Origin of the sequence: Kitasatospora sp. NPDC093550 (assembly GCF_044764985.1) — a bacterium.
Taxonomy (GTDB): domain Bacteria; phylum Actinomycetota; class Actinomycetes; order Streptomycetales; family Streptomycetaceae; genus Kitasatospora.
This window is the reverse complement of the sequence record NZ_JBIWJF010000036.1, coordinates 21379-47464: the sequence shown is the minus strand read 5'-3', so window position 1 is coordinate 47464 and position 26086 is coordinate 21379. Positions and strand designations below refer to the sequence as shown.

The following is a 26086-nucleotide window of genomic DNA, read 5'->3' as shown; positions in this document are numbered from 1 at the left end:
AACGGCCGCCATGGGTGGAGCGGGGTGAAGCTCAGCCGCTGCGGCTGGCGCCGGATCGGCGGGAGTCCTGCGGGGGTGCGCGGTGGTTGACCAAGCGGTCGGCGACGCCGAGGGTGGTCAGGGCAGCTGCGGCGAAGATGCCGAGGTAGATGGGCTGGCCGATCTCGGCGAGGTGCTCCAGCAGGTAGAGCGCGCAGCCGCCGACGAGGACGCCGAGCAGGAAGCACAGCACGGCGAGGACGATCCGCCCGGGTTTCGGCCGGGCGCTCACGGTGCCGCGCTCTTCGTCTCGGCGGTGCGGGCGAGCGGTTCGGCCGGCCACGTGGGGTCTATGTCGCTCAGCAGCACCAGGCCGGCGAGGACCCCGACGACGACGGCCTGGGGTTGGGAGTCGACGTTCAGCGCGGTGAGGAGGGTCTTGGTGTAGGTGCGCATCGTCGTCGGGGAGATGCCGAAGTCGGCGGTCAGCTCCGGGGTGCTGCGACCGCCCGCCCAGCCGCGGAGGATCTGCGACAGCCGCGGGGCGAGGGAGGGCTTGATGGTCAGCGCCCCGCTGGGGTGCACGGGCTGGGTGACGATCCGGTGGGCGGTGGCCCAGCCCGCGAGGTGGAGCAGGGTGCGGGTGCCGGTCGTGACGAGGACCGCCTCGGTCGCGCTGCGGACGTCGTCCAGGCGCAGCCGCGTCTCGGGGTCGGCTGCGATCTGCTCAAAGCTGGCTCCGGCGGCGGCCAGGACGATCAGCCGACGCTCGGCGGCGGCGAGGGCGGGCAAGGGGGCGGTGGGCACAGCGGCTTCTCCAACAGCGCGGTTCGGACGGCTCACAGGTGCTGCGGGATCGGCGCTGCCGGTGCCGCCAGGTGGAACAGCAGACGGGCTCCGAACCGCTCGGCCTGCCCGGTGCCGACGACCAGCACCAGGTCGCCCTCGGCGGCCAGCTCGCCGATGCGCTGCTCGGGGCCGGGCTCGCGCGGTCCCGAGCGGGCGCGCTGGACCTTGCCGTCGCCGAGCATGCGGCGGGCGGCCTGCTCGACGACGTCCAGCGGGTCGGGCACGGTGTGGTGGGACAGCGTGGTGCTGACCGGCAGCAGCAGCGCGTGGTCCACCCCCTTGAGCGCGGCGCCGAGGTCGGCCGCGTGCTCGTTGGTGCGGGCGATGCCGTCCGGCTCCAGGACGACGAGCAGGGAGCCCTCGGTGAGCATCCGGGCGGCCTCCACGTCCTGGGCGACCTCGCGCGGGTGCCGGGCCCGGGAGTTGACCACCGCGATGCCGCGCTGGGTACCGACCGTGGACAGCGAGCGCTCCACCCCGCGGAAGGAGGCGGCGCGATCGGCGACGGCCTGCGGCTCCTCGCCGAGGACCAGGGCGGTGGCGATGGCCGCGCACACCGCCAGCGCGTGGTGGCGGCCGGCCACCGGGAGGACGAAGGCGTGGTCCCTCTCCTGGTAGCGCAGGACGACGCGGAAGTCCTCGCCGGTCCAGCGCGGGGTCATGATCCACACGGTGGAGGCGGGGTCGGTGCCGACGGTGACCACCCGCTGGCCGGGAACGGGACGGTCGCCGAGGCGTTCGCGCAGGTTCGCCACGCTGATGTCCCAGGTCGGCAGGACAACCACGCGCGCGTTGCGGGCGAGCCGTTCGGCGGCGTCGAGCCCGGCGATGTTGTCCTCGAAGTGCGGCGCGTTGGCACTGGTTGCGAGGATCAGCGCGGCGGTGAACTTGGGCTCGGTGTGAAGGAAGTGCGGGGCGGGTCGGTGCTGCCAGGCAGCGGGCGGAGCGGCCTCGTGGGTGCCGGCGTCCGGGCACAGATCCACGACGATCCGGCTGCCGCCGCCCGCGTTCCCGGCCACGCCGTCGCGGGCCGGCGCGGTCAGCACCCAGCCCGTCTGCCCGTCGTCGAGGACGTGCGCGAGGGCGGCTGCCGCGGTCGCGGTGCTGTGACTGCCCCCCACGGCCACCGCCCCGGAGGCGGCCTGGACGGAGATGGCCTTGAGCGCGAGGGCACGTGGGAGGATCGGCAGCCGCAGCACCTGGGCGCGATCCAGCTCGGGGTGCGGCCCGGCGACGACGCCCGACCACACCACCGCCGTACGGTCGGTGCGCACGTGCCCGGCCTCGAACCCGACGAGGACCCGCACCCCCGTCGCTTCGAGCGCGGCGACGACGGGGCTGTGCTGGTCGGCCTCGCGGATGCTGCCGGTGACGTCGGCTCCCGCCTCGGCCAGCCACCGGGCCAGGCCCTCCATGCCGGGGGTAGCGACGTCGACCAGGTGCACGGCCGCCAACAGACCGGGCACGACCGGAAGCGCCTGGGTGCCGACAACGGTCTCGGGGCGGGTGGTGGTGTCCATGATGTTCTCCAACAGGGAAGCAGGGTGTGGGGGTTGGGCCCGGGTCGGGCACGGGGAGGGGGATTCGACCCGCGACCGGCCCGGGGCTCATGCCTGGACGAGACCGCGCTCGACCTCGGCGTCGGTGACCACACGGGCGTGGTGGTCCAGGTCCATGCGGGCGATCCGGGCCAGGTGCGCAACCACCCGTTCCTCCAACAGCGCACCGGCCAGCGTGCTGGCCTCGAACGCGGCGAGGGCCTCCTCCAGCGACTGCGGCACCAGCGGCACGTCCCGCTGCTCGTAGGCGTCGCCGCCGGTGGGCGGCGGAGGCTTGAGGCCGGCCTCGATGCCGTGCCGGATGCCGGCGAACACCGCGGCCAGGGCGAGCATCGGGTTGGCGTCCGCGCCCGGCAGCCGCACCTCCAGCCGCAGGCTGCGGCCGTGGCCGACCACCCGTACCGCGCACGTCCGGTTGTCCCGGCCCCAGGCGAGCCGGGCCGGCGCGAAGGAGTGCGGCTGCAGGCGCTTGTAGCTGTTCACGTACGGCGCCCACATCGGCGCGACCTCCGGCAGCACCGTCAGCAGCCCGGCTACCGCCTGCTCGCCCAGCTCCGACAGCTCGGTCCCGTCCTGCGGGTCGGCGGTCAGCACCGGCCGGTTGTCGAAGTCGGCCAGCGACACGTGCAGATGCAGGCCGCTGCCAACCCCGGTGGACGGGGCCGCCATGAACGACGCCATCAACCCGGTGTCCTCGGCGACCGTCTTCGCGGCGTGCTTGAACAGCATGTGCTGCTCGCACGCCGCCGCCGCCTCCCCGTACGGGAAGGTCACCTCGATCTGACCGGGGGCGCCTTCGCTCTTGACGGCCTCGACCGGCATGCCGGCGGCGGCCAGGACCTGGCGGAGCCGGCGGCCGAACTCCCGCACCGTGGGCGGCTGGTCGAGGGCGTAGTCACGGTTGTCCCGGGCTGCGGGGCGAAGTCCCCGCCAGCCGGCCGCAGCCGCGTCCCGGGCGGTGCCCTCGTAGAGCACGAACTCCGTCTCGATCCCCACCTCCGGAACCACACCGAGCCCGGCGAGCCGGTGCAGCTGCTCGGCCAGCACCGTGCCCGGAGCCAGCGGGTGCGGGTAGCCGTCGCTGATCGGCTCGGCGAGTACCAGCGCGGTGCCCGGCAGCCATGGCAGCACCCGGGCCCGCCGGGTGTCGGGGAGCAGAGCGACGTCGCCGAAACCGCTCGTCCAGGAGAACGGCCCGCTGACCGCCGGGGTCATGCCCAGGTCGGTGCCGAGCACGTACCCGCACATCTCCGGGGACAGCGCCCCCGACCGCAGCCGCTCCACCAGCTGGGCCGCGTCGTACTCCTTGCCTTTGAGGCGGCCCTGCGCATCGACCGTCGCCAGCAGCACCGTGTCGATGCCGAGGGCCGAGATCAGATGCTCCAGCGGCCCGGTCGGCGAGAGCGCCGCCGTCGGGGGCTTGGCCGCGCGGGAGCGGGCGGCCAGCATCGTCGCCCTCATACGATCTGCGCCTCGACCCGGGCCAGGTGCGGGTCCTCCACCACCGGCACGGAGAACTTGTTGCCGGCCAGCTTCCACCACGCCCACGCCAGTAGGAGGACCACCGCGAGGGTGATAGGCGCGTAGTTGAACGTCTCGATGGTCACGGGGGCGCGCTGCGGCAGGCACACCAGCACCGTCAGGATCACCACCCACACCACGGCGGCGATCCCGATCGGCCTGCTCCACCGGCCCAGGTTCCACGGCCCGGGGACGAACCGGCTGCCCTGCCGCAGCCGCAGGTAGACGGGGATGATGTAGGAGGGGTTCATCCCGATGACGTTCACGGCCGTCACCGCGCCGTAGGCGACCGGAGACCAGAGCGAGGGGACGGCCAGGACGAAGGCGACCGACACCGCCAGCCACACGGCGGGAACCGGCACGCCGTTGGCCGAGACCCGGCGCCACGTCGCCGAGCCGGGCAGCGCACCGTCCCGCGAGAAGGCGTAGATCATCCGGCTCGCGGCGGTGGTCTCCGCGCTGCCGCAGAACAGCTGGGCGCCGATCACGACGAGCAGCAGCAGCTTCGCGCCGGTCGTCCCGACCGCGTCCAGGAAGATCTGGGCGGGCGGCACGGCGGCGGCAGACACGCCGGCATAGTCCTGGACGGCGAACAGCAGGCCGGCCAGCAGCACGAACCCCGCGAGCAGGGAGACGTAGATCGAGCGGACGATGCCGCGCGGCGCGGCGACCCGGGCGTCCTTCGTCTCCTCCGACAGGTGCGCGGAGGCGTCGTAGCCGCAGAAGGTGTAGCCGCCCAGCAGCAGACCGATCGCCGAGACGTAGAGGGGGTTCGTCCAGCCGGTTCCGTTTTCGAAGTGCGTGAACACCCAGGAAAGGGACTGGTGGTGGGAGGGGACGACGGTGAGCACGGTGACGATCAGGGCGACGCCCAGCAGGTGCCACCACACCGAGACGCTGTTGAGCAGGCTCACGACGCGGACCCCGACGACGTTCAGCAGGGCGTGCAGCACCAGGACGCCCGCGAAGATCGTCAGGATCAGGCCCGGCGTCGGGGCGACTCCCCACTGCAGCCCGGCGAACGCGGCGATGAAGCTGGCGGCGCCGTAGTCGATGCCGGCGATCCCGCCCAACAACCCGAGGAGGTTCAACCAGCCGGTCGTCCAGCCCCACCGCGGACCGCCGAGCCGCTGGGCCATGTAGTAGAGGCCGCCGGAGGTGGGGTAGGCGCTGGTGACCTCGGCGAGCGCCGCGCCGACCAGCAGCACGGCCAGGCCGACGGCGACCCAGCCCCACATCATCACCGCCGGGCCGCCGGTCACCAGCCCGAACCCGAACAGGGTCATGCACCCGGACAGGACGCTGATCACAGAGAAGGAGACGGCGAAGTTGCCGAACCCGCCCATCCGGCGGACGAGTTCGGGCTCGTAGCCCAGTGACCGAAGATGCTGGTCCTCGGGTCCGGACGCGGTGCGCTGAGGCCAGGACATGGCGAAACCCCCAGGGGAAGTCGGGTAGTGGGCCCGGTACGGCGCCGGGCGGAAGACTGGTCGACGGTGGTCAGCCGGCGGCGTAGGACTGGGCCATTGCTTGCCGCAGCAGCTCGCTGGGCCGGTCCGTCAGGTTCTGCCAGGGCTGAGCGGAGATGAACGGGGCCATCGTGGCGAAGACCTCGGCGGCCTCACGGCGTTGGCGACTGGCCCAGAGCGCGTGGGCGAGGTGGCTCTCATCCGTAACCGGCCACCGAGTGCCCCGTTCGCGGGCAGCCTGCCAGTGGCCGAAGGCGCGTAGCACCGTGTCGCGGACCGTCTCGTCGTCCGTCCATTGCAGTTGGACGGCCTCCTTGCGCTCGGCGCGGCGGTAGCGGTCGACGTACAGGTACAGCGGTAGCGCGTGGAGAGCGGAACCGCCTGGTGCGCCGGGCAGGTAGGTGGCCAGGAACTCCGTCGCAGGGCCAACCTCACCGCGGGCCAGCCAGAAGCGGAGCATCCGATGAAACACCTCCCGCCCCCAGGGGTCGGTCCGGCGAGCCTGGTCGAACAGCCCCCAAGGACCGACCGGGAGCATCAGGTCCGGAGCCGGAACCTTGTGTTCGAGACGAGCCTGTTTGAGATCCAGCTGCGCGAGGGTGAGCAGCCCAAGCCACGGCACTGGATCGCCCCCGAGCACTGAAGCCGCCAGCCAGCACCACTGCCGGGCACCGCCTTCGAGCGCGACGGCGTCGCGCGAGTCGGGCTGCCGCTGGCCGACCAGCAGAGCCTGATCGACAGCCACGCGGGCCCGCAGCGTCGTCAGGCCGAACGCGGCAGGCTCCTCGGCGCCCCAGTGGTGCAGGACGTCGTTGTGGCCGGCCACCGCGCCGAGGACCTGGGTGCGCGACGCCCACAAGCCAGGGTTACCCCAAGAACGAGCCAGAAGCGTGCGCGTCGACCACCACTGCCCCTGCCGCAACTCTTCTACTGCGGACCGCAGTTCACCGTCGTGACCAGCGGGGTGTTGCACGAGCTGATCGTCAGCCGTAGGCGCTGATGGCATGACCTGTTCCCCCTTCGTGGTCTGTCGGATGCCGTCCCGCCTGACCGGAGAACCGAAGCCGTGGGCAGGGCGGCCAGTAGGTAGCCGGAGACACCTTCGGTTGAGCAGGCAGACGGGGCTGACCGGATCACCTCGCAACTGCGGTTCAGTGATCGGCGACTCACTGTCTCGCCTTGGCCAGAGCAGCGCCACGACAGCCAGGTGTCATCTGTCGCATGGCGAAGTCAGCAACACGTCATCGAGGAGTCATCTCGTCAGATCACGCTATGGAGAGGCTCCTTGTCGGGTATTGCTTGAGCCAGGCTCTCCCCGCGCAGTTCGCGGTCGGGCCAGGTTGAGACCACGGGGGCGGAGGCCGCGATATGGCGAACAGGACGCTACTGGGTGCCCTGATCGAGAAGGAAGGATGGGAATTCCCGGACTTCCTAAGGGAGTTCAGGAGCGCCGGGAACGAGCTGGCGCGCAACCTCAAGGACCCGCGGTTCCGCAACCTGGACATGTCTGAGTCGACGTTCCGGCGCTGGGTCGCGGGGACGGTCAGCCGGCCGACAGGGGTGTTCGTGCAGACGATCCAGCACCTGTTCGACAACAGGCCGATCGCCGAACTCCTTGCCCCGCCCCGAGAGGGAGACCCGACCGCACTATCCCGGCAAGACCTTGAAAGAGAACTCGCGATGACCGCACGCGAAGCATCCGACCACGCCGCTTCCGTTGCGTCCGCCTTCCTCTCCGACCTGTCCATAGAACAGGTCCAGGAAGACGTGCGCCGACTCGCCCGCACCTACAACAATCGGCCGCCGTTCGACGTGCTCCGCGAAGCCCGGCAGCTTCGGGCAGATGCCGAGGAGCTCCTGGACCGCACCCATATCCCCGAGCAGAGGCAGCAACTGCTGATCGTGATCGGCCAGACGACGGCCCTGCTCGCCATGACGGCATTCGACCTCGGCTCCCTGGGCGAAGCGACCCGGCTCGCCCGGTCTGCCGGCATGTACGCCGAAGCCACCCGCTTCAACCCGCTGGCCGCGTTCGCGGCCGGCACGCTCGGCATGCTTGCCTACTGGGAGGGCCGCCCCAGCGAGGCGATCCGCTTCATTCGCCAAGCCAACTCATTCGCCGGTGTCGGCGCGGCCGGCCGGACCCGCATCGCCGCCATCGAGGCCAGGGCCTATGGGCACCTCGGCGACCGGCAGCGGGCAACGGCCGCGGTCGAGCGCGCACTCGACCTCGACCCCGCAGAGGTGGACGACCTCCACGATGAGGTCGCCGGGGAGTTCCTTCACGGCCCCGAGCGGATCTCGCGCTCGCACGGCACGACGTTCCTGCTCCTACGCGACGGAGCCGGTGCCCAGGAGCACGCCAGGCGTGTGCTGGAGCTGCAGGCCGCCCTGCCCGAGGCCCAGCGGCTTCCCCGGATCGAGGCGGAGGCCCGCGCGGATCTCGCGGCAGCGCTGATTCTCGGCAGCGAGCTGGACGAAGCCGCCGAGGTCCTGGAGCCCATCAGGGCGCTCGCCCCTGAGCGCCGCGCTGCGGGTCTGGTCGAGCGAGTCGTTCATGTCGGCCGTCTGCTCGCTACGGAGCCGGTCAGGACCTCGCCCGGTGCCATCGCGCTCAAGGAGGCGCTTGAGGAATACACCCGGGTCGCTGCCCCGAGGCAGATCGGCGGCAGCATCTCGCGACTGGCGATCGAGTAGGTCACCTAAGCCGGTGTGGGTGGGTGGCCCCTGGTCCACCCACCCACATCAACCCGGTCAGTGTCGAGCGCTGGCGGCGGCGAGGATCTCCCGTTCCCGCGCGGGGTCGATTCCGTGGGCAGACGCGCGGGGGTGTGGGACCGGTGCGTTGCCGGCCTGGAGCCACTCCCAGGTGTCCCGTACCGTCTCCTCCAGAGAGCGGCAGGTGAAGCCGGCCGCGTAGGCGGGTTCGGAGTCGACCAGCCAGACGCCCTCGTTGGTCCGCCACAACGGCAGCTCCGTCCACTGCCGCACCTTGTGCTCCAGCAGCACCCCGTCCGGTACCCAGCGCAGTTCACCCCGGTTTCCCGTCACGTCCAGGCACGCCTGGAGGAAGCTGCCCATCGTGTCCCGGCCGATCGGTGCGGTCACGTTGTGGACCCCTCCACCGGGCCGCTCGGCGGCATCGACGGCGAAGCGTGCGACATCGCGCACGTCGACCGGCTGGATGGTCTTGCCCGCACTGCCGGGGGCGAGAATCTCGCCGCCCTGCTCGGCCCGCCGAAGCCACCACGGGAGCCGGCCGACGTACTCGCCCGGGCCAAGGATCACCCCAGGGCGAAGCAGCCAGGATCGGTCGGAGCCGAAGGTCTCGACCACGGCCCGCTCGCCGCCGGCCTTCTGACGGCCGTAGTGGAGATCGGGGCCCAGCCAACCCTCCGGGTTCCGGCCGTAGTCGCTCCCGGCGTCGGCGGGCCCGTCCATGAGGGGGTCGCCGACCTTCAGCGGGTGGTCCGGCCACCCCGCGTACACCGACACCGTCGAGACGTAGACGTATCGGTCGGTGGCGCTCTCCAGCGCCCTCGCTCCCGCGAGCACTACCTTCGGCGGCTGCTCGCCGGCCGAGGTGTCGATCACCGCGTCCCACGGGCCCTGCGCAGCCAGCCGGGCCAAGTCCTCGACCGATGTCCGGTCTCCCAGCACCTGTTGAACGCCGGGGAGGGCGACTCCCGACCGCCCCCGGTTGAACGTCGTCACGCTCCAGCCGCGCCTGAGCGCCTCCTCGACCACGGCCTTGCCCAGAAACCAGCCTCCGCCGACCACCAAGATTTCCATGCTCGGCATCCTGCCCAGAACCGATGCCCGCTGGCCACCCCGCCGGAGTGCTCAGGCCAAGGAACCACAGCTCACGGCCGTGATCGTGGCGAAGATGACACCTCGATGACACTCGTGTGCGAATCCGCTCGCCAGATGACAGCCGGACGCCATGGCCCTGTCAGCCGCTCCTCGGAAGACTTGGCCGCTCACCCGCTGCGACTTCCTCCGGGGCCCCGGAGGACCGAACAGCGCCAAGGGGAGAGGAGATCCGATGGAGAGCACCGCACCTTCGGTACAGCCGGAGGAGGAGGGCGGCCTGCTGGTCGGCGTCCGCAACATCCGGGCCGCGCGTTCGCGGGCCGACGTGCCGTCCGACAACACGGGCGGCCGTTCCGACCAGAACGACACCTGAGAGACCGCCCACGATGCATGAGACCGCCTCGTGGGCGGTGCGCCTGGGTGGGGACCAGTTCCTCACCCAGGCGCTCCACCGCTCCTACACCGTGATCCCCGCCGAGGGTGCCGACACCGCTCCCCTCTTGTCCTGGGACGACCTGAACACCATCCTCACCACCCACCGCATCGACCCGCCGCGGCTGCGGCTGTCGAACGACGGGCAGACCGTCCCTGTCGGCCGGTACTCGACGCCGACGACCAACCGGCGTGGGGTGACCTGGAACCGGCTGCACCCGGCGCAGCTCCACACTCAGCTCGCCGACGGCGCCTCGCTCGTGGTGGACGGGATCGACGAGATCCACCCGCCGATCCGCACCGCCGCCGAGGCGTTGGAGCGCTTCATCGGCACGTCCGTGCAGACCAACCTCTACGCCTCCTGGACGGAGAAGGAGGGCTTCGGCCGTCACTGGGACGATCACGACGTGGTCGTGGTCCAGCAGTACGGGGCGAAGCGCTGGCGGCTGTGGGAGCCGACCCGGCAGGCCCCGACCTTCCGCGACGTCGACTCGCCGGAGGAACCCGAGGGTGAGCCCGTCGCGGATGTCGTCCTCTACCCAGGTGACGTCCTGTATCTGCCGCGCGGTTGGTGGCACAGCGTCACTGCTGACCAGGGCAGCGAGTCGCTGCACCTCACCTTCGGCCTCGTCGCCCAGACCGGCGCCACGCTCCTGGGCTGGCTGGTGGACGAGCTGCACGAGAGCCTCGCCGTGCGGAAGGACGTGCCGCTACACGCAAGCGCGGCCGAGAAGGCCGGTTACCTGGCCGATCTGAGGACTGCGGTCCTCACCGCATTGTCGGACCGTGATCTGATCGAACGCTGGGCCACGGCCTCCGGCACCACCCACTTCGGCCGCCCGGCCCCGTCCCTGCCCTTCGTGGACACCCTCCCCGCGGAGCCGGATATCAAGGTACGGATCACCGCCCCACGCGCCGAACTCACCAGCGACCCCACCGCCCGGACCGTCACCCTGTCCGCAGCCGGAAAGGAGTTTGACTTCTCCGAGCGGGTCGAGCCCGTCCTGCAAACCCTGCTGACCGGCGACACGGTCAGCCTTGGGGAACTCGCCGAAGCTGCCGGCCTGGAGGTCAAGAACGTGGCCAGCGTCCTCACCGTCCTCGTCCAGGGCCAGGCCCTCGCCGTGGCCGGGGTCGGTCGGTGAGTCCGGAACTTGGCCTGGGGACCTACCGGGTGCGCGCCGCTGGCCAAGCGGCGCGCACTGCCCTCATGGCCGGGGCGAAGTGGATCGACACCGCCCCCAATTACGGCCACGGCCGGGCACACCACGACCTGGCCCCCGTACTCGCGGAGCACCCGACCGTCAAGGTGACGACGAAGACCGGCTTCTATCCGGACGGCCGCCACAGCCTCGCCCCCGCTGACGTCCGCGCCCAGACAGAGGAATCGCTTGCCGCCCTCGGTCGTGCCGACATTGTCTTCGTCCACAACCCCGAACGGTCCGCCCACGACCGGCAGCAGCTGCACCACAACCTCCGCGCCGCGTTCGCCGTGCTGGAGGAGTTCGCGCAGGCCGGCCGTATCGAGGGATACGGCGTCGCCACCTGGGCCGGCTTCACCAACCAGGCGTTCACCGTCGCCGAACTGATCGCTCTGGCCACCGCGGCGGCCGGGTCGGCGAACCACCGCCTTGCCGGCGTCCAGCTGCCGGTCAGCCTCGTCATGGCCGAGCCCATCACTCAGGCTCTCGACGGAGGTGGGCCGCTCGTCCACGCGCGCGATGCCGGGATCACGACGTTCGCCTCCGCACCCCTGCATGGAGGCGAACTGCCGGGTCTGATGACACCCGAACTGGTGAACCTCATCCAACCGGGATCGACCCCGTATACCGCCGCGTTCCAGCTCATCGGTGCCTGCCCCGCGCTGGATGTCGTCCTCGCCTCGACCAGCACCCTCCAGCACTGGGAGGATGCTCGGGACGCTCTCGCCCGGCCGATCCGCGACGCACGACTCAGGACGGTGCTCGATGTCCTTTCAGCCGAATGACGACACCAGGCACGACCTGACGGCAGCCCACCAGAAGGCCGCCGGATTCCTCGGCCTGGTGTGCACCGGACCGCCGATCTTCGGCACCTCCGGAACCACCGTCGGCCGCCGGACCGAGAACGTCTGGCTCCGGGTCTCCAGAAGCAGCCGCCGCAGGGCGCCCCGGCCGACCGGCCAAGGCGCCCTCGGCGCTGAACAACTCGTCCCCGCCTCCGTCCCGCGCCCCCGGCTCCACGACACCGTCGACTGGACGGAGGCTGGCTGGTTCTACCAGGCCGACGTCTTCGACCTGGTCGGTCCCGCGATCTCCTCGACCCCGGACCTCCGCGCCGACCCCGGCCTGGGCGACAGCTGGTGGATCGGGCTGCGGAACGCGCTTGCCGGCATCGCGGAAGCACCAGGCACGAAGATCACGCTGCGCCAGACGTGGGTCGACGAGGTCTTCCCGAAGTACCTCGGCATCCCGGCCCCGGCCGACGTCGAGCGGACCACCGGGCATGGTGATCTCCAGTGGGCCAACCTGACCGCCGAACCGCTCCAGATCCTCGACTGGGAACGCTGGGGTCAGGTGCCGGTCGGCTACGACCCGGCCGTCCTGTGGGTCAGCAGTCTCCTCGTACCCGCCGTCGCGAACCGCATCCGCGCCGAGTTCGCCGACATCCTCGACACCCCGGCCGGCCGCGTGGGGCAGCTCATCGCCATTGCGGAGATGCTCCAGGCCGTTGACCGCGGGTACTACCCAGAACTCGCCCCGCTCCTCGCCGAGCGGGCACGTGGCCTGACCGGTGTTACCCCGCCGCAGGGCACCGACGCCGGCCTCGTCCGGTAGACCGTGGACCTCCGGCAGGAGCCCGTCGATCACATCCTGGACCAGGTGGAGCAGCACCTCGGCACGAGGCTGGACCGGCGAAGCGTGGTGCGCAAGCGCCGCACGGTCGGAGCCGGAACCGACCGCGGCACCTGGGCGCGGGTCGAACGCCGCCCCTGGGCGCGGGCGCGGGAACAGGGCTGGGACGGATACGAATCCGCAGCGGCGTTGCCCGTGGCGATGCCACGCTGGCACGGGTCGACGACATGGCAGGATCCGGACGATCAGGCGATCTGGCATGCGGACGAGACCTCGCTGCTGCCCGAACTCCCGGTCGGAGCTGCGGTGGTGTCCGTCGACCCGGAACTGCCGGACGATTGGTGGCGCTCGCTGAGCGCCTCGCTGGCAGCGCTGGCCGTTCAGCGAACGGCCCGCGTGGCGGCGCCGGACACCGAACAGATCACGCAGCAGCTGGTCGACGACACCATCAAGGCCGTCTTCCCCGGAGCGCACGAAACTCGGGTGGACCAGTGGTGCCCTGCTCACGCCGATCTGAACTGGGCGAACCTCACCGGTCCTCGTGCGTTCTGCATGTTCGACTGGGAGGACTGGGGGATGGCGCCTCGCGGACTCGACTCGGCGTCGCTGTACGCCGCCTCCCTCGCCATACCGGCGCTCGCGGACCGGGTACGCAGGGAGCGCCGGGCAGACCTTGAGAGCCGCGCCGGGATGGTGATGCAGCTGTTCGTGCTGGCGAAGATCGTCGGACGGCACGCTGGTCCGAACGACGACCCGCGAATGGGGCCGGCGCACCGGGAGGCCGCCCGGCTGATCCGCGCTCTTCGGGGGAACTGAATCGCTTCGTCGCCAACGTCACCCTGCCGAGCGATGGTGAGCTGCGGCCTGGCTCGCTAGGGTCGTGTGCGGAAAAGGAGTTGATGTGCTGCACTCTTTCGAACTCGGCCTCGACGACCACCACCAGCCAGCGAGGAGTCTCGTCCTGACTGGGGTTCTCCCGGCCGGATGTGTCGCAGATGAGAAGGGCAGCCGCCTCGTGTGTGAGCGCGAGGGCGAGCACCTGCTCGACGCGATCGGTCAGGTTACTCGCGAGGTCCGTCAAAGCCACGGCGTCGTGCTGAACGACGTTGGGGTGGAGAAGCTCGACGAGTGGTTCTGCGACGGCCTCAACGGCTACGGGGCTGAGTCGGTGGCGCAGCTGCTGTTGCTCGCAGTCCACCGGGCTGAGCTGCTCGGCTACACCGCGGCGGATGTGGTGAGGTTCATCCACACGGTGACCGACCCGTCGACTCACGTGACGGTCGATCCGGGTAGTGCTCACCAGCCGAGGGGCTTGCGCTCGTAGAAGAGACCGCCGGTGGGGCCGTCGTCGGGGAGGGTGGCGAGCCAGACCGGGGTGTCGGCCGCCTCTTCGGGTGTGCGATCGGTCTCGCCATAGGCCATGCGAGTCGCCATGCGCCCCGGGGAGGCGGCGTTGACGAGGATGCCGGTGCCGTCGAGTTCGGCGGCGAGGATCTGGGTGAGGGCGTTGAGGCCGGCCTTGGAGACCCGGTAACTCACGTTGCCGGTACCCATGTTGTTCTGTGAGCCGAGGTGGCTGGTGATGTTGACGATGCGGCCATAGCCGTTCTTGCGCATCTCCTGAGCGGCTGCGGCGGCGAGCCGCCAGGCGCCGAGGAGGTTGGTGTCCAGGGTGGCTCGGATGCGCTCGAAGTCCGGTGCGGCGGCGGCCTGGCCGCGGTCGACGGCGACGGCGGCGTTGTTGACCAGTACGTCCAGGCGTCCGAGCGGAGCGGCGACGTCGGCGATGCAGCGGGCGACGCTGGCCGGGTCGGTGACGTCGAGTTCGTGGGAGTGGACGAACAGCCGCTTGCGGCCGAGGGCTTCCGTCGCCTCACGGCCGGCGAGGCGGTCGCGCACGCCGAGGACGACCTGCATGCCCTGTTCGGCGAGGCGGGTGGCGACGGCGAGCCCCAAGCCGCGGTTTCCGCCGGAGACGAGCGCGACGCGGGAGACGGGTTGTGTGGTCATGCGACCAGTGTGGCGAGCAGTTGATCGAGGCGCTGGACTTTCGGGTCCTTGGCGGTGAGCGGAAGTTCGGCGCGGGCGGCGGCAGCGCGGGCGGCGTTTCGATGAGATGGTGCAGCGGTGATCATCGGGATGGCCGTCTCCAGGAGGTGGACAGCGTGGTCGGCATCGCCGAGCGCGGTGTGCGTCCGGGCGTTCTGGATGGTGTAGGTGGCCAGGTCGCGGCGCTTGGCACCTGGCATAAGAGCCAGCGCGGTGCCGTAGTGGCGCTGGGCGAGTCGCGGGCGGCGGAGGTCGGCGTGGCAGGTGGCGGTCTGGGCGTGGAACTCCGCAGCGTCGAAGTAGTTGGTCCAGTCAGGATCGTCGTCGCTGCTGTCGGCGCGGGCCATCTGTGTCTCGGCTGCGGACAGCAGGCGGTCGCACTCGGCTTGGTCTCCGCAGGCCGCTGCCGCGCGGGCTTGCCGCAGCAGCAGCATGGCCAAGGTCCGGGGGGTGACCTCGCCGGCTCCCTCGACGGCAGCCTCCGCGAGCGAGAGCGAGTCAGCGTAGAGGCCGTGGTCGTAGCACTGGAGGCTGAGCGACTTGATGATGTTGGCGCCCAGCGCGCGGTCGGCGGCAGTGTGGGCGGCGCGCAAGCCGGTGGCCCAGTACCGCTGTGCTGCGGCGTGGAGTCCGGCGTCGAAGGAGGACCACCCGGCGAGGCGGGCAAGCTCGGCGCCGAGGCGGAGCAGCCGCTGGCCGACCTTGTCGGAGTAGGACGCCTCCTTGAGGATGCCGGTGACCGTGTCGAGTTCGGCATCCAGGAGCTGGCGGGCGCGCGGTCCCCCGAGGCGGGCCTCCAAACGTCGGAGCCGGGGAAGGCCGTCCTCCAGGTCCGCGACGAGCTGGATGTCGATGCGGCCTCCGGCTAGCGCTGCGGCCACCGGCTCGGGGGCTCGGGTGAGCCATTGGCCGGCGAGCGCGGTCAGGGCCTCGCCGCCGAGCTTCATGAATCCGCGTCGGTCGAACATGGCGTGCTCCAAGGTGTCGTCCAACGACTGGAGCGTCCCCGCACTGGTCCAGGGGAAACCGGTGCGGACCGGGCCGCCGTCCGGCAGCCAGCCTGGCCAGCCGAGCCGGTGCACCTCCCTCATCGGAACGCCGAGTTCGGCGGCGAGGGCTGCTTGGCTCTCCGCGTCCGGTTCGACGCTCCAGTGCTCCCACTTCCACGCCTTGCGTCGGTCGGCCGACCGCCGGGTGGCCTTGGCGACGATGTCGACAACGTCCTGGTAGGTCCAGCCCTTTTCCTCCCGCACCACGCTCAGCGGATGAACCAGCCGAACCGGTGCGCGTAAGCCGGTCGACCGGCCCATTCTCAACCCCCCGATGTGTTCACCGGACCGTAGTCGGTCCACCACTGTGCGCTGATGGTACCTCCGAGGCGGCTGGGACCAGAAGACGACAGGAAGACGACAAACCCGCTCTGTTCAGCAGTAGTTGATCGGGAGTTAGCTAGTGCTCCCCCCGACGGGTGCCCGGCTGGCTGAACTGCGGCCGGGTGCCCTGGGGGTCGACCGGGGACCACATCAGGGGCCTGACGCTGACCCGGCCGCACGACGAGACGACGTCCACCGACGGACGGACCGCTCGCACTGATCACCACGGCGCGACAAGCCGGCCGCGCCCGCACCCGTTCACCGCGTACGCCGTTCCAGCCCGCCGTGCCCTCGTGCCGCCGGGCGGGTCGGGCGTGCCCGAGCCTGGAGGAGTCTCATGCCCCGAAGGACCGCTGTTGTGACCGGTGGAGCCGGATTCATCGGCTCCCACCTGTGCGACGCGCTGATCCGCGACGGCCTCGCCGTGGTCTGCGTGGACAACTTCCTGACCGGCAGCCGCGACAACATCGCGCACCTACTCGGCACCGAGCACTTCGAGCTGGTCGAGCAGGACGTCAACGACAAGCTCGCCGTCGTGGGCGAGGTGGACGTGGTGTTCCACCTGGCCTCGCCGGCCTCCCCGGCGGACTACCTGCGCCACCCCCTTCCGACGTTGTCGGTCGGCTCCATCGGCACGCTGAACGTGCTGGAGTTGGCGAAGGAGCGCGGGGCCCGGTTCGTCCTGGCCTCGACCTCGGAGGTGTACGGCGACCCGCACCAGCACCCGCAGACCGAGGCGTACTGGGGCAACGTCAACCCGATCGGCCCGCGCAGCGTCTACGACGAGGCCAAGCGCTTCTCGGAGGCGAGCACTGCCGCGTACCGCCGCGAGTTCGGCACCAACACCGCGATCGTGCGGATCTTCAACACCTTCGGCCCTCGGATGCGCAGCGACGACGGCCGCGCGGTGCCGGCCTTCGTCACCCGGGCGCTCGCCGGGCAACCCCTCCGAGTCGCCGGGGACGGCGGCCAGAGCCGCTCGCTGTGCTACGTGGAGGACACGGTGGCCGGGCTGCTGGCGGTCGCCGCAAGCGATCATCCGGGCCCGGTCAACCTGGGCACCGAGGACGAGCGGACGGTGCTGGCCCTCGCCCACCTGGTCCTCGACCTCACCGGCTCCGCCGCGGAGGTGGAGTTCACCGTCCTGCCCGAGGACGACCCAGTCCGCCGCAGGCCCGACACCACCCTGGCCCGGGAGGAGTTCGGGTGGGCACCGCGGACGGCGATCGAGGACGGCCTGGCCGCCACCGTCGCCTGGTTCACCGAGCAGCTCGCCGCCGGGGCCACCCGGTGAGCGCGCCGACCGCCGGAGCCCTCGGCCGGCTCTGGGCGGACGGGTACACCGTCGTCCCGGCCGTGGTCACCGGCCCGCTGCTGGAGCGGCTGCGCGCCGAGGCCGACGCCCTGGTGGCCGCGTTCGAGGACGGGCACCGCAGCGAGGACTTCTGGCACTTCACCCGCGAGGGTGAGAGCACGCCGGTGCTCTTCCGCATCCACAACCTTGAGCAGCAGCCGGGCGCCCCGCTCGCGGCCGGGCTGTTCGCCACCGGCCCGCTGCACCACCTCGCCGAGACCATCCTGGGCTGCCCGGCGCGGGCCCGGGTCATCGCCATGATCGTCAAGATGCCGCAGGTGGCCGCAGCCGTCCCCTGGCACCGCGACCGCACCGACGCCGAACCTGGCCGCGCCATCAACCTGAGCCTGTTCCTGGACGACTCCGATGCCTCCAACGGGGCCCTGGAGTTCGTACCCGGTAGCCACCTGCTGGCCGACGACGCGGAAGTGGAGAAGGTCCGCACCGCTGGGCCCGTGCTGACGGTCGGCGCGGTGGCCGGCGACGTGGCCGTGCACGACGTGCGGACCGTTCACGCCTCGCGCCCCAACACCACCCCGCGCCCCCGCCGCAGCCTCGTCATCGAGTTCGTCCCCGACACCACGGAGGCACCGTGACCAGCACCGCACCCGTGCCCCGCCGCCCGAAGGTCGCCACCGTCACGGTCGGCACCAACGAAGCGCGCTGGCTGACCGCCTGCCTGTCCACCCTCCTCGCCAGCAACACCCCCGACCTCGACCTCACCGTCTACTACGTCGACAACGCCTCCACCGACGGCAGCACCGAGATGATCCGCGGCACCTTCCCCACGGTGCAGATCATCCAGAACGACACCAACCTCGGCTTCGCCCGCGCCAACAACGTCGGCATGCGCGCCGCCCTGACCGCCGGCGCCGACTACGTGTTCCTCGTCAACCCCGACACCCGCACCCCGGCCGACCTCGTCCACCAGCTGACCGCCTTCATGGAGCAGTGGCCCACCTACGGCATCTGCGGCCCCATGCAGTACGTCTACACCGACGCCGACGGCGGCACCGTCGCGCTGGACGAGCACAACGACTGGTCGTGCCTCGCGCTGAAGCTCGGCGAGGCCGACGGCTTCGTGGGCGACCGCCCGAACCGGCCCTCCCCGGCCGGCCCGGAGCACGGCCGCGCCCCCGCCACCCTGGAGCACGCCTACGTCCAGGGCGCCGCCCTGTTCGTCCGGGCCGAGGTCCTGCGCACGCTCGGCCTGTTCGACCGGGTCTTCCACACCTACTACGAGGAGACCGACCTGTGCCGCCGAGCCCGCTGGGCGGGCTGGCGGGTCGCCCTCAACCTGGACCTGGGCATCCAGCACTACGGCGGCGGGGGAACCGGCGCGAGCACCTACCGGCGGGTGCAGATGCGCCGCAACCGCTACTACTTCCTGCTCACCGACGTCACCTGGACGTGGCCCGCGATCCTCTCCCTGGCCGGGCGGTGGCTGCGCCAGGACCTGGCCGGCCGCTCGGTCGGCGGAAACACCACCGTGGTCCGCGGGTGGACGGAGACGGCCACCGCCGCGTGGTGGCTGCTGCGGCTCACCCCGACCATCGCCCGGCGCCGCCGAGCCCACCACCGCCTGCGCCCCGCTGGGGGCGCGCGGTGACCAGGGTGCTGTTCGCCGGGGACTTCCACTGGCAGGCCGGATCGGCGCACATGATCAGCGAGTACGTGCGCGCCGCCCCGGCACTGGACTGCGAAGTCGCCCTCGCCGGGCCGCTGTGCCGCCTGGACGACCAGGTCCCCGGCCTGCTGCCGGTCGTCGACGACCTCGCCTGGGGCACCCACCTGGTCCTGGTCTTCGAGGGCCGCCAGTTCCTGGACGAGCGGCGGCTGGAGCTGTGCGAGCGCTTCCCGCGGGAGCGCCGGATCGTCCTGGACCCGGACGCCCACTGGGGCGAGCACACCGTCCTCGGAGACGACGACTCCGCCGGACCGTACGGCCACCAGCAGTGGCAGCAGCTCTACCGGCAGCTGAGCGACGTCATCCTCCAGCCGCGCCTCGGCAAGCTCCCCGACGGCGCGCAGTTCTTCCCGTACTTCGGGATGCCCAAGCCGGTGCACCGGCCGGAGCGGACACCGGCCGTCACCTACGACCTCCAGTACGTCGGTGCGAACTGGTGGCGCTGGGACGCACTCGCAGACCTGGTCGAAGCCGCTCGGTCCGCCAAGCCGCCGCTGACCCGCCTGCGGGTGGCCGGCCGCTGGTGGTCCGGCGACCCCCACCCCGAGCACCTCACCGCCACCGCCAACCGGCCCGGCTGGCTGGCCGAGCACGGCGTCAAGGTCACCGGCCCCGTCCCGTTCGGCCAGGTCCTCACCCAGATGGCGAAGGCCGAGATCACCCCGATCCTGGCCCGTCCCCTGCTCGCCCACCAACAACTGCTCACCCCCCGCATGTTCGAGACCGTCGCGGCCGGCACCATGCCCGCCCTGCCGCCCGAACTCGCCTACACCACCAACCTCTACGGCGAGGAGATCGCCCCGTTCCTGCTCGGCGGCGACCCGGCCGAAGACCTCGCGCGGCTCCTGCGCGACAGCCCTGCCAACCGCCAGCAGCTCGGCCACGTCCAGGACAAACTCCGCCGCAGCTTCAACTACCGGCGCGTCCTGGGCGATCTCCTCGCCTTCACCCACTAGCCCAGGAGTTCCTCGTGCCCGCGAACATCCTGATCACCGGCATCACCAGCTGCGAGAGCCGAGGAGTCGAGGCCCTCGCCCGCTCCTTGGCCACCGCGCTGACCGCTGTCCCGGACACCACGGTCACCGTCCTCACCCAGACCCCCGACTTGGACGCCACAGCGCTCGCCGGAAGCGGAGCCCACTGCATCGCGGACCCGTTCGTCGTCTCCCGCTCCTGGGCCAGCATGCGGCCGGTCGAAACCGAGCAGCACCGCCGCGAACGCGCCGCCCGCCTCGTCAAGCACGCGGACCTGGTCCTCGCCACGGGCGGCGACCTGCACACCTCCGACTACGGCGTCTCCACCTCCTATCTCGCAGTCCTCGACCGGGCCCAGAAGATCGGCATCCCCACCGCGATGGTCGGCCAGTCCGTCGGACCGTTCACCGACCCCGCCGAACAGGCCGCGTTCACCGCCACCGCTGGCCGCCTCGACCTGCTGACCGTCCGCGAGACCACCACCCTGGCCTACCTCACCGAACAACTGGCCTTACCCGAGGACGCGGTGCTGCTCTCCGCTGACTCCGCGTTTCTCCTCCAGCCGTCCAGCCCCCAGCGCGCCGCGCAGTTGCTCGCCGACGCCGACCTCGATGCCACCCAGGGGTACGTGTGCCTGGCCCCGAGCCGGGGCGTCACCCGCTACAGCCCGATCACCGACGCCCAGCACCTGGACGCGGTCACCCGCCTCGTTGACACGCTGTGGCGCGTCCGCCGCCGGCCGCTGGTCCTCGTCCCGCACTGCCACGACTCCCGCGAGCACAACGACGACCGCCTCCTGGCCCGCCAGATCGCGGCCCGCCTGCCCGACGTGCCGGTGCACGTCCTGGACGCCGACGGCACCGGGGCCGCCGACTACAAGGCCGTCCTCGGCGGTGCGGAACTGGTCGTCTCCGAACGTCTGCACGCCTCGATCGGCGCCCTGTCCAGCGGCACCCCCGCCGTAGCCCTCGGCCACTCCCCGAAGTTCCACGGCGTCCTCGCCGACACCTACGGCCCCGGCGTCCCGTCCGGCGACGTCCACCACGACATCGCCGCGTTCACCGCCGACCCCACCGCCGCCGAGAACCTCGCCCGCCTCAACACCGAGAAGCTCCGCGACCACCTCGACCTCCGGCTCCCCCTCGCCGTCGCGCTCGCCACTGCGGACATCGGTCGGGTGCGCGCCCTCCTCAACTCCTGAACCTCCCAACCAGATCGGAGAATCAACATGGCCCTTCACCTGGTGACCGGCGGAGCCGGATTCATCGGCTCCCACCTCGCCGACCGGCTCCTGGCCGCCGGACACGAGGTCGTCGTCCTCGACAACCTCGACGGCGGCAAGAAGGAGAACGTCCCCGACGGCGCGCAGCTGGTGGTCGGCTCGATCGCCGACCGCGGCACCGTGGACGACCTCTTCGCCAACCACGCCTTCGACAGCGTCTTCCACCTGGCCGCGTTCGCGGCCGAGGGCATCAGCCACGCCGTCAAGGCCCACAACTACGAGGTCAACGTCCTCGGCAGCATCCACCTGGTCAACGCCGCCCTGCGCACGAAGGTCCGGTACTTCTCCTACGCCTCCTCCGTCGCCGTCTACGGCACCGGCCGCGTCCCGATGTGCGAGGACGACCACCCCCAGCCCGTCGACAGCTACGGCAACGCCAAGCTCACCGTCGAACGCGAACTCGCCATCACCGCGCACATGCAGGGCCTGCCGTTCACCGCGCTCCGGATGCACAACGTCTACGGCGAGCGCCAGAACATGTCCGACCCCCTGCGCAACGCCGTGGCGATCTTCCTCAACCAGATCCTGCGCGGCGAGCCGATCACCGTCTACGGCGACGGCAGCCAGCGCCGCTCCTTCACCTACGTCCACGACATCGTCGGCTGCTTCCTCGACGCCGCCGACAACTCCCAGCACTGGAACCGGGTAATCAACGTCGGCAGCCAGCAGCCCTGCACCGTCCTGGAGATGGCCCACGCGGTCCGCGAGGCGATGGGCGTGCCGGACCACCCGATCCGACACCTGGAGACCCGCGAAGAGGTCCACGCCGCCTACACCAGCAGCGAACTCGCCCGGATGCTGCTCGGCGACTGGAAGGACACCCCGCTGGCCACTGGCCTCGCCGCCACCGCCGCCTGGGCCAAGGGCCACGGCCCCGTCACCCCGCGCAGCACGCTCACCCTCGAAACCGGCTCCGACACCCAGCCCGAGTGGTACACCACCGCCACCTCCCGGACGGACACCCCGTGACCAAGCCCGCCAAGCCCGCCGCCCCGGCCGTCGAAACCATCGCCACCGACGTCGGCGGCGTCCTCTACTACGACGAGCCCTTCGAACTCGCCTGGCTCCAAGGCGTCCTGGAGCTGGCCGGCGAATCCGACCCCACCCTGAGCATCGAGCGGTTCACCGCCGAGATGCGCCGCTTCTACCTCCAGCGGGCCAGCGCCACCGCTAACCCCGGCCTCTACAGCCCGGCCGGCGCGCACGCCTGGACCAGCGTCCGCCGCCGCTGGTCCGACCTCGCGCAGCTGGTCCCCGGCGCCGTCACCGCCCTCGCCGCCCTCGCCGAGCACCGGCCGGTGTGCGTGGTCGCCAACCAGCCCCCCGAGTGCGAGGAAGTCCTGCGCGCCAGCGGCGCCACAGAGCACCTGGCCCTCGTCGCCCTCGACACCACCGTGGGCATCGCCAAGCCCGACCCCGGCCTGCTCGGCTGGGCGATCGAGCAGCTCGGCTGGACCCCGGCCACCACCCTGATGGTCGGCGACCGGCCCGACCACGACGCCGCCCCCGCCCAGCGCCTCGGCGCCCACGCCGCGCTCGTCACCCCGCCCACCGGCTGGAGCGCCCCGCCCGGCACCGACCCGGCGCTGGTCGCCGCCTACCGGGAGGTGCGAGCCGAACGCCTGGAGGTCCGCCGGCACCCCGCCTCCGACCACAGCCTGCACGCCCGCGACCTCACCGATCTGGCCACCCGGCTCACCGACCGCGCCCCGGCCCGGCGCCGAACGGTCGTGGTCCGGTGACCGTCCCGCTCACGGTGGCGGTGTGCAGCAACCGGCCCGACCTGCTGCTGGCCGCCCTCGACCGGCTCCCCGGTGTGCTCGGCACGGACGACCACCTCGTGGTCGTCGTGGACATCGCCGCGGACGCCGCCAGCCAGCGGCGGCTCACCGAGCCCGCCGACCGGCGCACCGTCCTCTTCAACGGGGCCACCATCGGCCTGTCGTACAGCCGCAACCTCGCGCTGAAGGAGGCCCCCACCCGCTACGTCGTGTTCGTGGACGACGACATCGTCCCCACCGTCGAGGCGATCGAGGATCTAGGCACCGTGCTCGCCGACGGGGCGCACGTGGCCGGCACCCGGATCACCGCCGACCTCCAGGGGCGCCGAACCCCGTGGTGGCTGACCACCGGGCAACTGCACTACCTCGGCTCCCACCACCCGCAGCTGCCTGCCAGCATCTGGGGCGGGTGCTTCGCCCTCGACCGCGACCACGCCCGGCTGCTCGGCCTCGACTTCGACAGCCGACTGGGCCGCGTCGGCACCAACCTGGCCTCCGCCGAAGACACCACGCTGGTGCGTCGGCTCGCCGCTCTCGGCGCGACCACCGTCGTTCTCCACGACACGCAGGTCCGCCACCTGATCCCCGCCCACCGGCTCCGCCCCGGCTACCTCCTGCGCCGCGCCTACTGGCAGGGCCGCAGCGAAGTCCGCCGCGGCACCGCCCGCGCCGGCCTGCACAAAGAGTGGAAACGCAACCGCTCCGGCGGGCACGGCCTCCGCTCCACCGCGCTCGCCGTCCTCTACACCAGCGCCGTGCTGGCCGGCATCGGCCACGAGTTCCTCGACCAGCCCCGGAGGCGCTCGTGAAGATCGCCATGCTCAACCCGCCCCACCGCTTCGGGCAGGACACCCGCCGATGGATCACCGTCCCCCCGCAGGGCTACGGCGGCATCCAGTGGGTGGTCGCCACCCTCATCGACGGACTCCTCGTCGCCGGACACGAGATCCTCCTGGTCGGTGCCCCCGGCAGCACCTCCCGGCCGGGCCTCACCGTCTCGGACGCCACCACCTACGACGCCACCTGGGCCGCGCTGAGCGCGTTCGGCCCGGACGTGGTGCACGACCACACCAACGGCCAGCTGCTGCCCGCCGAACCCGACTGGCCCGCCGTCCGCACCCACCACCTCAACGGCGTGCCCGAGCACACGGCGAACGGCGTCTACCTCTCCCACGCCCAGCGCCGCGCCGCCGGGTCCGCGGAGGCACCGGTCATCCGGCTGCCGGTCAACCCCGACCGCTACACCTACCGGGAGGAGAAGGAGGACTTCCTGCTGTTCCTCGGCCGAGTCTCCGTCCACAAGGGCGCGCGGGACGCCGCCGCCTTCGCCCAAGCCGCCGGGCTACCGCTGAAACTCGCCGGACCGGCATGGGAGCCGGACTACCTGCACGGCATCCTCTCCGACTTCCCCGGCACCGCCGAGTACGTCGGCGAGGTCGGAGGCAGCCACCGCACCGAGCTGCTCGCCGCCGCCCGCGCGCTGCTCGTCCTCTCCCAGCCGTTCGGCGGACCCTTCGGAGGCGAGTGGATCGAGCCCGGGGCCACCGTCGTCGCGGAGGCGGCCGTCAGCGGTACCCCGGTCATCGCCAGCAACAACGGGTGCCTCGCCGAGATTGCCCCGCACGTCGGCACTGTCCTGCCGGTCGAGCGGACGCCCACCCCGGAGGAGGCCGCCAAGATCCTGGCCGGCCTCCCCGCCCCGGAGTACCTGCGCGTCACCGCGATCGAGCACTGGGGCCACGACGTGATCGCCTCGAAGTACCTGGAGGTCTACCGCCGCGCCGCCGCGGGCGGCATCTGGGCCTGAGCTACGGTCAGCGCGAGCGCTGCCCGGCCGCGATCCGCTGCCGGGCAGCCTCGTACAGAACTGCGGTCGTAGCGTTCGCCGCGTTCAACGAACTGGCCGCCCCGGTCATCGGGATGCTCACCGTGAAGTCGCACAGCTCCCGCCACGTGCTGGACAGCCCGGTCGTCTCGTTGCCCACCAGCAGTAGCACCGGCTGAGTGAGGTCGAAGTCGTAGACGTCGGCGTCGCCCTTCTCGTCCGTGCCCACCAGGACCAGCGGACGACCGGCGGCCCGCTGTTGCTCCACCCAGGCCATCACCTCGTTCGGCCCCGGCACGCGGACGGACGGCAGCGAGAAGAGGCTGCCCGTGGTCGCCCGCACAGCCTTCGAGTCGTAGACATCGGCGGCGTGGCCCGAAACGATCATCCCGTGTGCGCCGAAGGCATCCGCGGACCGGATGATGCTCCCGATGTTGCCCGGCGTGGTCGGCCGGTCGAAGAGGACACCGAGGAAGTCCGGCCCTACCTTGATCCGGTTGAGGTCGTCCGCCGGCATGCCGACCACCGCGATGACCTCGGGCACGCCCTCGGTCTTCTCACCCAGCTCGGCCAGCAGCTCCGGCGCCATCACGATCCGCTCAGCCCGGGTCGTCCGCAGCAACTCCTGCGCCCATCCGGACAGCTTCCGCCGGTCGTCGTAGAGCAGCGCGTGGATCGGCCAGCCGTACTCCACTGCCAGCGAGATCGGCCGAACCCCCTGAACCAGGAACTCTCCGAGCTGGTTGCGCTTCTTCCGGTTGGTAAGCAGCGCCTCCCACTGCTGGAACCGGGCGTTGCGGGAGGTGATCCGCTGGATCGCTGGCACCTGTCCTCCAAGATGAGCCGACTACTTCGATGCGTTCCGACCACGGCGGAGTCCGCACCAGCGCAGCTAGAAACCCTACACCGGCGACCCTTCGCTGTAGGTCTCGAAGCACCCGAGCCGCCTCTTAGGGTCAGCAGCGAAGCGCCACCGACCCGGGCGACCGCATCGTCAGCATCGAGTTGCGCGGCACCCTGGCGCTACCCGATTTGCGAGGCCGACTAGCTGCTACTCCTCCGTACTGCCTGATCCGCCAGACGCATGTTCTGGGCCATGAGGTCCAGCCCTGCGGCCACATCCGCCCTGGTCACCTGCCACCAGCCAGCCCGGTCGTAGATCCACCAGCTGGACCGGAACCACGCGAAGTCAGCGATCGTCTCGCTCAGGTACTGGGCCGTTCCGTCCGCGAGGGCAGCGTCCATCGCGGCGTGGCTGAGGTCGGCCTTGACACCCGCTTCGGAACTGATCATCTTGTCCACCC

Annotated in this window: 27 protein-coding genes; 16 read left to right on the top strand and 11 right to left on the bottom strand. The window is 71.4% G+C overall.

Going from position 1 to position 26086, the window contains the following annotated elements; all coding sequences use genetic code 11:
- Nucleotides 1-31: 31 nt before the first annotated feature.
- From ACIRD3_RS35730 to ACIRD3_RS35705, 6 genes are all read right to left on the bottom strand, one after another.
- The gene (locus ACIRD3_RS35730; protein WP_402225008.1) at nucleotides 32-271 is read right to left on the bottom strand and encodes a hypothetical protein; all 240 of its coding nucleotides are present in this window, start codon (nucleotides 269-271) and stop codon (nucleotides 32-34) included.
- Complete coding sequence (locus tag ACIRD3_RS35725; protein ID WP_402225005.1) at nucleotides 268-786, bottom strand: LuxR C-terminal-related transcriptional regulator; 519 nt, start codon at nucleotides 784-786, stop codon at nucleotides 268-270. Before ACIRD3_RS35725 ends, ACIRD3_RS35730 begins: the two co-directional genes overlap by 4 nt.
- A 32-nt stretch (nucleotides 787-818) precedes the next feature.
- Nucleotides 819-2348: a Mur ligase domain-containing protein gene (locus tag ACIRD3_RS35720; protein WP_402225003.1), complete on the bottom strand. Its 1530-nt coding sequence runs from the start codon at nucleotides 2346-2348 to the stop codon at nucleotides 819-821.
- A gap of 87 nt (nucleotides 2349-2435) precedes the next feature.
- On the bottom strand, nucleotides 2436-3848 hold the full coding sequence (locus tag ACIRD3_RS35715) for a glutamine synthetase family protein (protein WP_402225001.1): 1413 nt from the start codon (nucleotides 3846-3848) through the stop codon (nucleotides 2436-2438).
- Nucleotides 3845-5338 (bottom strand): amino acid permease, encoded by a 1494-nt coding sequence (locus tag ACIRD3_RS35710; protein ID WP_402224999.1) that lies wholly within the window; start codon nucleotides 5336-5338, stop codon nucleotides 3845-3847. Before ACIRD3_RS35710 ends, ACIRD3_RS35715 begins: the two co-directional genes overlap by 4 nt.
- Before the next feature lie 70 nt (nucleotides 5339-5408).
- Nucleotides 5409-6350, bottom strand: coding sequence for a hypothetical protein (locus tag ACIRD3_RS35705; RefSeq protein WP_402224996.1), 942 nt, complete (start codon nucleotides 6348-6350; stop codon nucleotides 5409-5411).
- Nucleotides 6351-6745: 395 nt separating this feature from the next.
- Between ACIRD3_RS35705 and ACIRD3_RS35700 the strand changes: the two genes are divergently transcribed.
- Complete coding sequence (locus tag ACIRD3_RS35700; protein WP_402224993.1) at nucleotides 6746-8074, top strand: DNA-binding protein; 1329 nt, start codon at nucleotides 6746-6748, stop codon at nucleotides 8072-8074.
- Nucleotides 8075-8131: 57 nt separating this feature from the next.
- Here ACIRD3_RS35700 and ACIRD3_RS35695 read toward each other — a convergent pair whose 3' ends face one another.
- Nucleotides 8132-9169 carry an NAD-dependent epimerase/dehydratase family protein gene (locus tag ACIRD3_RS35695; protein WP_402224991.1) on the bottom strand — a complete coding sequence of 346 codons (1038 nt, stop codon included), beginning with the start codon at nucleotides 9167-9169 and terminating at the stop codon, nucleotides 8132-8134.
- A 253-nt stretch (nucleotides 9170-9422) separates the two neighbouring features.
- Between ACIRD3_RS35695 and ACIRD3_RS35690 the strand changes: the two genes are divergently transcribed.
- From ACIRD3_RS35690 to ACIRD3_RS35665, 6 genes are all read left to right on the top strand, one after another.
- Entirely contained in the window at nucleotides 9423-9563 is a 141-nt protein-coding gene (locus ACIRD3_RS35690; protein ID WP_402224988.1) for a hypothetical protein, read from the top strand.
- Between the two features lie 13 nt (nucleotides 9564-9576).
- Nucleotides 9577-10767, top strand: a complete 1191-nt coding sequence (locus ACIRD3_RS35685) for a JmjC domain-containing protein (RefSeq protein WP_402224986.1) — start codon at nucleotides 9577-9579, stop codon at nucleotides 10765-10767.
- Nucleotides 10764-11609, top strand: a complete 846-nt coding sequence (locus tag ACIRD3_RS35680; protein ID WP_402224983.1) for an aldo/keto reductase — start codon at nucleotides 10764-10766, stop codon at nucleotides 11607-11609. The genes ACIRD3_RS35685 and ACIRD3_RS35680 overlap by 4 nt, the downstream gene beginning before the upstream one ends.
- A complete protein-coding gene (locus ACIRD3_RS35675) occupies nucleotides 11590-12438 on the top strand; it encodes a hypothetical protein (RefSeq protein ID WP_402224980.1) in 849 nt (282 codons plus the stop codon). The genes ACIRD3_RS35680 and ACIRD3_RS35675 overlap by 20 nt, the downstream gene beginning before the upstream one ends.
- A 3-nt stretch (nucleotides 12439-12441) precedes the next feature.
- Complete coding sequence (locus tag ACIRD3_RS35670) at nucleotides 12442-13272, top strand: hypothetical protein (protein WP_402224978.1); 831 nt, start codon at nucleotides 12442-12444, stop codon at nucleotides 13270-13272.
- 85 nt (nucleotides 13273-13357) lie between these two features.
- Nucleotides 13358-13780 (top strand): hypothetical protein, encoded by a 423-nt coding sequence (locus tag ACIRD3_RS35665; RefSeq protein WP_402224976.1) that lies wholly within the window; start codon nucleotides 13358-13360, stop codon nucleotides 13778-13780.
- On the opposite strand, the gene ACIRD3_RS35660 is transcribed toward ACIRD3_RS35665, so the two are convergent.
- Both ACIRD3_RS35660 and ACIRD3_RS35655 read right to left on the bottom strand, forming a co-directional pair.
- Nucleotides 13753-14466: an SDR family NAD(P)-dependent oxidoreductase gene (locus ACIRD3_RS35660; protein WP_402224974.1), complete on the bottom strand. Its 714-nt coding sequence runs from the start codon at nucleotides 14464-14466 to the stop codon at nucleotides 13753-13755. The two genes, ACIRD3_RS35665 and ACIRD3_RS35660, sit on opposite strands and share 28 nt — an antisense overlap.
- Nucleotides 14463-15761, bottom strand: a complete 1299-nt coding sequence (locus ACIRD3_RS35655; protein ID WP_402224971.1) for a hypothetical protein — start codon at nucleotides 15759-15761, stop codon at nucleotides 14463-14465. The genes ACIRD3_RS35660 and ACIRD3_RS35655 overlap by 4 nt, the downstream gene beginning before the upstream one ends.
- Nucleotides 15762-16236: 475 nt before the next feature.
- On the opposite strand from ACIRD3_RS35655, the gene ACIRD3_RS35650 reads away from it, so the two are divergent.
- Genes ACIRD3_RS35650 through ACIRD3_RS35610 form a run of 9 tightly spaced genes read left to right on the top strand, consistent with a single transcriptional unit; the run spans nucleotide 16237 to nucleotide 24764 of the window.
- The gene (locus ACIRD3_RS35650; RefSeq protein WP_402224969.1) at nucleotides 16237-17172 is read left to right on the top strand and encodes an NAD-dependent epimerase/dehydratase family protein; all 936 of its coding nucleotides are present in this window, start codon (nucleotides 16237-16239) and stop codon (nucleotides 17170-17172) included.
- Nucleotides 17169-17828 (top strand): phytanoyl-CoA dioxygenase family protein, encoded by a 660-nt coding sequence (locus tag ACIRD3_RS35645; protein WP_402224966.1) that lies wholly within the window; start codon nucleotides 17169-17171, stop codon nucleotides 17826-17828. Before ACIRD3_RS35650 ends, ACIRD3_RS35645 begins: the two co-directional genes overlap by 4 nt.
- Nucleotides 17825-18841, top strand: a complete 1017-nt coding sequence (locus ACIRD3_RS35640; protein ID WP_402224965.1) for a glycosyltransferase family 2 protein — start codon at nucleotides 17825-17827, stop codon at nucleotides 18839-18841. The genes ACIRD3_RS35645 and ACIRD3_RS35640 overlap by 4 nt, the downstream gene beginning before the upstream one ends.
- Nucleotides 18838-19875, top strand: a complete 1038-nt coding sequence (locus tag ACIRD3_RS35635; protein ID WP_402224963.1) for a hypothetical protein — start codon at nucleotides 18838-18840, stop codon at nucleotides 19873-19875. Before ACIRD3_RS35640 ends, ACIRD3_RS35635 begins: the two co-directional genes overlap by 4 nt.
- 14 nt (nucleotides 19876-19889) lie before the next feature.
- Nucleotides 19890-21095 (top strand): polysaccharide pyruvyl transferase family protein, encoded by a 1206-nt coding sequence (locus tag ACIRD3_RS35630; protein WP_402224961.1) that lies wholly within the window; start codon nucleotides 19890-19892, stop codon nucleotides 21093-21095.
- Nucleotides 21096-21122: 27 nt separating this feature from the next.
- Nucleotides 21123-22145, top strand: coding sequence for an NAD-dependent epimerase/dehydratase family protein (locus ACIRD3_RS35625; protein ID WP_402224959.1), 1023 nt, complete (start codon nucleotides 21123-21125; stop codon nucleotides 22143-22145).
- The gene (locus ACIRD3_RS35620; RefSeq protein ID WP_402224957.1) at nucleotides 22142-22918 is read left to right on the top strand and encodes an HAD family hydrolase; all 777 of its coding nucleotides are present in this window, start codon (nucleotides 22142-22144) and stop codon (nucleotides 22916-22918) included. The genes ACIRD3_RS35625 and ACIRD3_RS35620 overlap by 4 nt, the downstream gene beginning before the upstream one ends.
- Nucleotides 22915-23766 carry a glycosyltransferase family 2 protein gene (locus tag ACIRD3_RS35615; RefSeq protein WP_402224956.1) on the top strand — a complete coding sequence of 284 codons (852 nt, stop codon included), beginning with the start codon at nucleotides 22915-22917 and terminating at the stop codon, nucleotides 23764-23766. The genes ACIRD3_RS35620 and ACIRD3_RS35615 overlap by 4 nt, the downstream gene beginning before the upstream one ends.
- Nucleotides 23763-24764 (top strand): glycosyltransferase family 4 protein, encoded by a 1002-nt coding sequence (locus ACIRD3_RS35610; protein ID WP_402224954.1) that lies wholly within the window; start codon nucleotides 23763-23765, stop codon nucleotides 24762-24764. Before ACIRD3_RS35615 ends, ACIRD3_RS35610 begins: the two co-directional genes overlap by 4 nt.
- Nucleotides 24765-24771: 7 nt before the next feature.
- Here the strand turns inward: ACIRD3_RS35610 and ACIRD3_RS35605 are convergent, their stop codons facing one another.
- Both ACIRD3_RS35605 and ACIRD3_RS35600 read right to left on the bottom strand, forming a co-directional pair.
- A complete protein-coding gene (locus tag ACIRD3_RS35605) occupies nucleotides 24772-25608 on the bottom strand; it encodes a TrmH family RNA methyltransferase (RefSeq protein WP_402224951.1) in 837 nt (278 codons plus the stop codon).
- A 218-nt stretch (nucleotides 25609-25826) separates the two neighbouring features.
- A complete protein-coding gene (locus tag ACIRD3_RS35600; RefSeq protein WP_148089443.1) occupies nucleotides 25827-26084 on the bottom strand; it encodes a hypothetical protein in 258 nt (85 codons plus the stop codon).
- Nucleotides 26085-26086: the final 2 nt, after the last annotated feature.